This is a genomic window from Variovorax sp. 01T439_2 (genome assembly GCF_056398445.1).
The window spans coordinates 1-8,501 of record NZ_JBFTPJ010000180.1 but is presented as its reverse complement, the minus strand read 5'-3'; the positions used below and the strand labels follow the sequence as shown (position 1 = coordinate 8,501).

General features: G+C 68.0%; 4 protein-coding genes and 1 pseudogene. 4 read left to right on the top strand and 1 reads right to left on the bottom strand.

Annotated elements, in window-relative coordinates:
• Positions 1-43 precede the first annotated feature (43 nt).
• The 3 genes and pseudogenes from AC1DOC_RS11045 (at position 44) to AC1DOC_RS11035 (ending at position 5,269) form a co-directional block, all read left to right on the top strand.
• A pseudogene (locus tag AC1DOC_RS11045) lies at positions 44-2,264 on the top strand (AAA family ATPase).
• Between the two features lie 83 nt (positions 2,265-2,347).
• A complete protein-coding gene (locus AC1DOC_RS11040; RefSeq protein ID WP_436298689.1) occupies positions 2,348-3,940 on the top strand; it encodes a S41 family peptidase in 1,593 nt (530 codons plus the stop codon).
• Positions 3,941-4,084: 144 nt separating this feature from the next.
• Positions 4,085-5,269, top strand: a complete 1,185-nt coding sequence (locus AC1DOC_RS11035) for a nucleoside hydrolase (protein ID WP_436041979.1) — start codon at positions 4,085-4,087, stop codon at positions 5,267-5,269.
• Positions 5,270-5,276: 7 nt separating this feature from the next.
• On the opposite strand, the gene recQ is transcribed toward AC1DOC_RS11035, so the two are convergent.
• Positions 5,277-7,181, bottom strand: a complete 1,905-nt coding sequence (gene recQ, locus AC1DOC_RS11030; RefSeq protein WP_478080398.1) for a DNA helicase RecQ — start codon at positions 7,179-7,181, stop codon at positions 5,277-5,279.
• 290 nt (positions 7,182-7,471) lie between these two features.
• Here recQ and AC1DOC_RS11025 point away from each other — a divergent pair, with 290 nt between their 5' ends.
• Positions 7,472-8,443, top strand: coding sequence for an ABC transporter substrate-binding protein (locus tag AC1DOC_RS11025; RefSeq protein WP_369663933.1), 972 nt, complete (start codon positions 7,472-7,474; stop codon positions 8,441-8,443).
• Positions 8,444-8,501: the final 58 nt, after the last annotated feature.

Below are 8,501 nucleotides of genomic sequence, written 5' to 3'. Positions count from 1 at the left end.
CGTTATGGTCGCCCCAAGAAGTTCCTCGTCTGGAGGTTGTCCGATGGTCAAGCGTGCGGGTGTCGATGTAGTGGCTGCTGCGGTACGCGGGCAGGCATTGCCGTCGCCTGGGCTCAAGGGTGCGCCGGTGCTCGAACTCATGTGCTCGCACTTCGTGCTCACGCTGGCCGCCAAGCAGGGGCCGCGCTTCAACGTGCGCCGCGACATCAACGGCCTGCTCTCGCTCACCGGCCGCCACCTGGTGTGGCCGGCCGCGGTGCTGCAGCGGCTGCGCGAATTCCTGGGCCGGCGCTGCGCCGGCAACGAGGCCTGGAAGGGCGTCGAGAATTTCGACGGCCGCACGCTGCTCGAGCGCCATGGCGTGTGGCGCGGACCTTACGAGGAAGGCACGCTGTTCTTCTACCTCGACGAATACGCCAAGGACTACCCCAAGGACCTGCTCTCGGTGCTGGCCGTCACGCGCGACTGGCTCACGCATGCGCTGCGCAAGCAGTCGACGTTGGTCGAGAAGAACATCGACGCGCTCGCGGGCCTCCTGCAGCTCAACAAGGCCGAGCGCGCGCTGCTGCTCTACGGCACGCTCGCGCGCTACCAGCGCGACCTGCGCTCGCTGCTGGTCGAGTTCAAGGTCAACAACGCGCCCGAGGCCTATGCCGCCATTGCCGACATCGCGGGCGTCAACGCCACCGAGGTGGGCGAGGCCCTGCGTGCTGATGCGCGAGTACCGCGACCACAACGAACTGATGGCCGTGTTCACGCGGCCCTCGGCCAAGAGCGCGCTCACCACGCACGACTTCTCTTTCGTCGAGGAAGACGCGCAGATGCTCGTCACGCTGCTGCGCGCCGCGGTGGCGCGCAAGGAGCCCGGCGTCAACGTGCTGCTCTACGGGCCGCCCGGCACCGGCAAGACCGAGCTCGCCAAGGTGGTGGCGCAGGCGGCGGGCCTGGAGCTGTTCGAGGTCGAATATGCCGACCGCGACGGCAACTCGCTGAGCGGCCGCGACCGCTACCGCTCGCTGCAGATCGCGCAGGTGTTCCTCAAGGGCAGCGCGCAGGCCGCGCTGCTGTTCGACGAGGTCGAGGACGTGTTCCCGCCCATCAGCACCGAGGCCGCGCAGTTCATGGCGCGCGCCGAGCAGATTCCGGCGCCCACCAGCGGCAGCGTGAGCGGCAAGGCCTGGGTCAACCAGATCCTCGAGGCCAACCCCGTGCCCACGCTGTGGGTCACCAACCGCATCGAGCAGATCGACCCGGCGTTCCGGCGCCGCTTCGCCTACCACCTGGAACTCAAGTCGCCGCCGCCCGGTGCGCGCGAGCAGCTCGTGAAGAAGACGCTCGAAGGCATCGTCGTGTCCGAGGCCTTCACCGCCAAGCTGGCCGAGCGCAAGGGCCTCACGCCCGCGCAGATCCGCACCGCGGTGCGCTTTGYGGGGCTCGCGCAGACGGAGGACGGCGCCTCGATGGAAGCGCTGATCGAGCGCCAGCTCAAGAACGCCGACCTCGCGCTCGGCACGCTCGACACCGGCCCGGGCGAGCGGCGCAGCGTCACCACCTACGACCTCGACATGCTCAACGTCGAGACCCGCTTCGAGATCCCGCGCATCGTGGCGGCCATCAAGGCGCGCGGCCACGGCACGCTGTGCTTCTACGGCGCACCCGGCACCGGCAAGACCGCGCTGGCCGAGCACATCGCCAAGGCCATCGGCCGGCCGCTGATCATCAAGCAGGCCAGCGACCTCATGAGCAAGTACGTCGGCGAGACCGAGCAGAACATGGCCGCCATGTTCAAGGAAGCCGAGGCCGAGAAGGCCGTGCTGCTGCTCGACGAGGCCGACAGCTTCCTGCAGGACCGGCGCGGCGCGCAGCGCACCTACGAAGTGACCGAGGTCAACGAGATGCTGCAGGGCATGGAGCGCTTCAACGGCGTCTTCATTTGCACCACCAACCTGCTCGACCGGCTCGACCAGGCGGCGCTTCGGCGCTTCACCTTCAAGATCAAGTTCATGCCGCTCACCGCGCCGCAGCGCGAGCGCATGTTCGTGACCGAGGCACTGGCGGGCGACGCCGCGCTGCTCACCGCAGGCATCAAGGCGCGGCTGGCGCAATTGCAGCAGCTGTGCCCGGGGGATTTCGCGGCCGTGAAGCGGCAGACGGATATTCTTGCGGTCGAGTTCTCGGCCGCCGAATTCCTGGACCAGCTCGAGGCCGAGCACCGCATCAAGCCCGAGGTGCGCGAATCGCGCGGCATCGGCTTCATGCAATAGCGCACAGCAGGCAAGACCGCGGGAGCGCGGCGGCAGACAAGAAAGAAGAACCGTCCGCCGCGGCGGGCACGAGGAGGATCTCGATGAGCTTGGGCAATGGACATGCGCGGGCGAGGCCGCGCTTCACCGCATCGGCTGCGGCCGCATTCGCGTTGGCCGGCATCGTTTGCGCGCTGGCGGGCTGTGGCGGCGGAGGAGGAGGTGGTGGTGGAGGTGGCGGATTTCCGATCGTCGCGCCGCCCGGCACCACGCCGCCTCCTGCCAGCGGCGGCGACGACGACGCCATCGTCGCCTCGTCCACCGTGGCCGGCCTGTGCGCCGCGCCGCGCCCCGGCACCAACCCCGAGACGGGAATCGCCTACCCCGACAAGCCCGGCACGCTGACCGACGAGAAGCGCTGGGTGCGCGGCTGGATCGACGAAACCTACCTCTGGTACGGCGAGGTGCCCACCACCCTCAAGGCCGCCGACTACGCCACGCCGGTGGCGTACTTCAGCGTGCTCAAGACCCCGTTGCTCACGGCCTCGGGCCGCGCGAAGGACCGCTTCCACTACGTGTACGACACCGAGCGCTACCGGCAGCTCTCGGAGAACGGCGTGGCGCCGGGCTACGGCATGGAGTTCGCGTTCGTGCGCAACTCGCGCCCGCGCGACCTGCGCATCGCGTTCACCGAGCCCGGCTCGCCAGCGGCCACGGCAGGCATCGCGCGCGGCGCCAAGGTGCTCGAGGTCGACGGCGTCGACGTGGTCAACGGCACCAACACCGCCGTGATCAACCGCGGCATCGCGCCCACGGCCATCGGCGAATCGCACAGCTTCAAGCTGCAGGAAGGCAGTGCGACGCGCACCGTCACGCTGGCCGCGGCGAGCATCACGCGCACGCCGGTGCAGAACGTCAAGAGCATCGACACCGGCAGCGGCCGCGTCGGCTACCTGCTCTTCAACGACCACATCACGACCTCCGAGTCGCAGCTCATCAGCGCCTTCAACCAGTTCAGGCAGGACGGCGTGCAGGACCTCGTGCTCGACATGCGCTACAACGGCGGCGGCCAGCTCAACATCGCGAATCGCCTCGCCTCCATGGTGTCTTCGTCGGCCACCACCTCGGGCAAGGTCTTCGAGCGCCTGTCCTTCAACGACAAGAACCCGTTCCACCTGACGCCGGCACAGACCATCTATCCGTTCTACGGCACCAGCCGCACGGGCGCGACGCTGCCAAGGCTGGGCCTCTCGCAGGTCACGGTGCTGGTCGGCCCCGACACCTGCTCGGCGAGCGAATCGGTGGTCAATGGCCTGCGCGGCATCGACGTCAAGGTCAACCTCGTGGGCGGCGCCACCTGCGGCAAGCCCTACGGCTTCTCTCCGCAGGACAACTGCGGCACCAGCTATTTCGCGATCCAGTTCCAGGGCGTCAACGCCAAGAACTTCGGCGACTACGGCGATGGCTTCGCGCCCGACTGCACCGTGGCCGACGATTTCGACCACGCGCTCGGCGACCCGGCCGAGGCGCGGCTGGCGGCTGCCCTGGCCATGCGCAGCGGCGGCGCCTGCCCCGTTTCGGCCAAGACCGGAGCGGGGCTCGAGAAATCCGGGACGGCCGGCGAACAGCCCTACCTGCTCGACCGTACGCCGCTGCGCGAAATGCGCCTGCTCGAAGCCGCGCCGTCGCCGGGCTGAACCGCTTCGTCGCCGGCCTCGGTTACCCCTTGAAACCTTGCGCTTTGCCACACCCGTGGCATGCGCTTTAGAGTTCGAGCAAACGTTTGCGCAAACGTTTGGCATTTAGTTCTACATGGCAAAAGCACTCGAAAAGGAGCCGGGATGACGATTCGGATTCAGCGACGCAGGTGGATGGCGGCGGCCTTGCTCGCCACGGCGCTCTCGGCCTGCGGGGGCGGCGGCAACGGCAACAGCGGCATCGGGCTTGCACCGGGCTTCGGCGCGGCGCCGCCGCCGGCGCAGAAGATCATCATCGACAGCGACTACAACACCATGAGCGACGACGGCCAGCTCGGCGTCATGGCCGTGCAGCTGCAGGCCCAGGGCAAGGTGCAGGTCATGGGCATCAGCGTGGTGTCGGGCAACCAGTGGCTCAAGCAGGGCGTGGCCGACGCGCTGAAGTCGGTCGAGCGGCTCGGCGTGGGCGACCGCATCGGCATCTATGCGGGCGCGAACTACGCCTTCAACCACGACTACGCGACCATCGAGGCCGAGATGGCGGCCGGCTCCGGCGGCGACGGCTACCTGGGTGCCTGGAGTTCGCCCGAGCCCAAGACCGACGCCGACCTGAAGCCCTCGCCCGACGGCTTTGCCACCCACACGGTGCTCCAGCCCCGGAGCGCGGTCGACTTCATCGTCGACACCGTGAAGGCCAACCCCAACGAGATCACCATCCTGGCCATTGGCCCGCTCACCAACATCGCGCTCGCGGTCAAGCAGAACCCCGAGATCGTGCCGCTGATCAAGAAGATCATCTACATGGGCGGCGCGGTCGACATGCCGGGCAACACCACCAAGTTCGCCGAGTTCAACTGGTGGTTCGACCCCGAGGCCGCGCAGTTCGTGGTGCGGCTGCCGATTCCGCAGGTGGTGGTGCCGCTGGACGTGACCGACACCGTGTTCCTGACCAAGCCGATCTACGACCGCATCGCGCACCCGGCCACGCCCACCGCCGTGACCGAGGTGTTCCGCCAGCTCAACGGCTACGGCTTCAGCGGCACTAACGGCTTCGAGAACAACCCGGCCTACACCCAGAACATCTGGGACACGCTCACGCTCGCCTACCTCATCGATCCGGCCTATGCCACCGAAACCGTCGAGCGCTACGTCGACGTGGTCGCCAAGCCCGGCGCCGCCGACAACGGCCGCTCCATCGGCTACGCCTCGCAGCCCGCGGGGCCGGCGCTGCAGAAGATGACGGTGGTGAAGAAGTTCGACAACGCGCGCTTCTTCGAGCTGTACGTCGACCTGCTCACGCGGCCCGTGCCGATCGCGCTGCGGCCCTGAAGCTCAACTAGAACGCGCTGCAGACGCGCAGCACCTCGGCGCCGTAGGCCTCGAGCTTCTTGGTGCCGATGCCGCTGATGCCCTGCAGGTCCTCGAGCGTCGCGGGCGCGCGCTCGGCAATGGCCGCCAGCGTGGCGTCGTGGAAGATCACGTAGGCCGGCAGGTTGTGCTCGCGCGCCACTTCCGCGCGCCAGGCCTTGAGCGCCTCGAAGCGCTTCTGACCGTCGGCATCGAGTGCCGCGGCCGCCGGAGACGGGGCGCCGCGCGCCGCCTTTGCGCGCCGGGGCTTGCCGCTGCCGCGCGCGGCCGGCGACGAAACCGACTCGCGCAGCGTCACGTTCGCTTCGCCCTTGAGCACCGCGCGCGAGCCTTCCGTGAGCTTCAGCGTGTTGAAGGCTTCCGCATCGACCGCCAGCGCACCCGTGGCGATGAGCTGGCGCAGCACGCCGCGCAGCTGCACTTCGCTGAACTCCGCGCCAATGCCGAAGGTGCTGATGCGCTCGTGCCCGAACTGCTTGACCTTCTCGGTCTCCTTGCCGCGCAGGATGTCCATGATGTGGCCCGCGCCAAAGCTGATGCCGCTCAGCTGCTGCACGCGGTAGATGGTGGAGAGCAGCTTGCGCGCGGCATCGGTGCCGTCCCACACCTGCGGTGGGTTCAAACAGTTGTCGCAGTTGCCGCAGGGCGTGCTCTTCTCGCCGAAGTAGCCCAAGAGGCGCACGCGCCGGCAGTCGCTCGCCTCGGCCAGCGAGAGCAGCGCGTCGAGCTTGCCGCGCATCACCTGCTTGAACTCTTCGCCCGCGGGGCTCTCGTCGATCATGCGGCGCTGGTTCACCACGTCCTGCAGGCCGTAGGCCATCCATGCATCGGCCGGTGCGCCGTCGCGGCCCGCGCGGCCGGTTTCCTGGTAGTAGCCCTCGATGTTCTTGGGCATGTCGAGGTGGCCGACAAAGCGCACGTCGGGCTTGTCGATGCCCATGCCGAAGGCAATGGTCGCGACCATCACCACGCCCTCTTCGCGCAGGAACCGGTCCTGGTGCTTCTGGCGCACTGCTGCGTCCAGGCCCGCGTGGTAGGGCAGCGCGTTGATGCCCGCGCCCTTCAGCATCACGGCCACGTCTTCCACGCGCTTGCGCGACTGGCAATAGACCACGCCCGCATCGCCTTCGTGCTCGCGCTCGATGAAGCGCAGCAGCTGCGTGGTCGCGTCCTTCTTCTCGACGATGGTGTAGCGGATGTTCGGCCGGTCGAAGCTCGAGACGAACTGGCGCGCTTCCTCCAACTGCAGCCGCTCGACGATGTCGGCGCGCGTGAGCGCATCGGCCGTGGCGGTGAGCGCGATGCGCGGCACGCCCGGGTAGCGTTCGTGCAGCACCGTGAGCGCGCGGTATTCGGGGCGGAAATCGTGGCCCCACTGGCTCACGCAATGCGCCTCGTCGATCGCGAACAGCGAGAGCTTGCCGCGCTCCTTCAGCGAATCGAGCTGCGAGAGAAAGCGCGGCGTGTTCACGCGCTCGGGCGCCGCATACAGCAGCGTGATCTCGCCGCGCAGCATGCGGCGCTCGACGTCCTGCGTCTGCTCCCAGTCGAGCGTCGAATTCAGGAAGGCCGCGTTCACCCCGGCCTCGTGCAGCGCGCCGACCTGGTCGTGCATCAGCGCGATCAGCGGCGACACCACCACCGAGACGCCGCGCCCCGCGCGCTGCCGCGCAATGGCCGGGATCTGGTAGCACAGCGACTTGCCGCCGCCCGTGGGCATCAGCACCAGCGCGTCGCCGCCGGCCACCACATGCTCGACGATGTCCTGCTGCGGCCCGCGGAACTGCGAATAGCCGAAGACTTCGTGAAGGATGTCGGCGGGTGCGCTGCTGCTGCCGGGGGCGTCGAGGGGGAGGGGAGCGAGCGAGGACACGGGCAGCGGATGCGAAGGGTGGGGTGGGCGAAAAGGGGGAAACGCCGATTGTCCCCCAGCGGCACCGGCAGGACTGTGGCACGAGGTTTGCAATGGTGAAGCCCGCCTTGCCGCCTTCCTGTATAGACAGCAATCTGGTGCATTTTGCTGAAGGAATGCACCGAAACGGTCCTTTCGGGTTATCCTGTATATACAAGCTGGGGCGCTTGGCAACAATGCGAGGTGCGCGCAGCCCGTGGTCGGGAGCGTATCGCCAAGCTTTTTCCTAGAAAACAGACCCAGGAGTACCCATGGTCGTCAAGACGGTAGTTGTGAAAGTCGCGTCGCTGCTGGCAGCAGGCGCGTGTGCAGCAGGCATGGCCCAGACGGCCGCCGCGCAGGAAACCAGGATTGCGCTCGGCATGTCGGGCTGGACCGGCTTTGCGCCGCTCTCGCTGGCCGACAAGGCCGGCATCTTCAAGAAGCACGGCCTGGACGTCGAGCTCAAGATGATTCCGCAGAAGGACCGGCACCTCGCGCTGGCCTCCGGCGCCATCCAGTGCGCCGCCACCACGGTGGAAACGCACGTGGCCTGGAACGCCAACGGCGTGCCCATCGTGCAGATCTTCCAGATGGACAAGTCCTACGGCGCCGACGGCCTCGCGGTGCGCAACGACGTGAAGGGCTTTGCCGACCTCAAGGGCAAGACCATCGGCGTGAGCGCGCCGGGCACCGCGCCTTACTTCGGCCTGGCCTGGATGCTCAACAAGAACGGCATGACGCTGAAGGACGTGAAGCTGGTCTCGCTCGAGCCGCAGCCCGCGGCCCAGGCCTTCGTGGCCGGCCAGAACGACGCGGCCATGACCTACGAGCCGTATCTTTCGACCGTGCGCGCCAACCCCACCGCCGGCAAGATCCTGGCCACCACGCTCGACTACCCGATGGTGATGGACACCGTGGGCTGCGCGCCCACCTGGCTCAAGGCCAACGCCAAGGCGGCGCAGGCGCTCGCGCAGTCGTACTTCGAGGCGCTCGACATGATCAAGGCCGACCCGGCCAAGGCCAACGAGCTCATGGGTTCGGCCGTCAAGCAGACCGGCGAGCAGTTCGCCAAGTCGTCGGCCTACCTGCGCTGGCAGGACAAGGCCGCCAACCAGAAATTCTTCGCGGGCGAGCTCACCAGCTTCATGAAGGAAGCCGCGCCCATCCTGCTGGAGGCCGGCGTGATCCGCAAGGCGCCGGAAGACTACACGGCCATGTTCGATGCAAGCTTCGTCAAGTAAGGCCCTGCCGCAGGTGGCGCCGCGCGCGGCGGCGCCTGCATCGGCCGCAACCTCCCAG

Coding starts and splice junctions, on each gene's coding strand:
- AC1DOC_RS11035 (WP_436041979.1), top strand. CDS start 4,085: ATGACGATTCGGATTCAGCGACGCAGGTGGATGGCGGCGGCCTTGCTC.
- AC1DOC_RS11040 (WP_436298689.1), top strand. CDS start 2,348: ATGAGCTTGGGCAATGGACATGCGCGGGCGAGGCCGCGCTTCACCGCA.
- AC1DOC_RS11025 (WP_369663933.1), top strand. CDS start 7,472: ATGGTCGTCAAGACGGTAGTTGTGAAAGTCGCGTCGCTGCTGGCAGCA.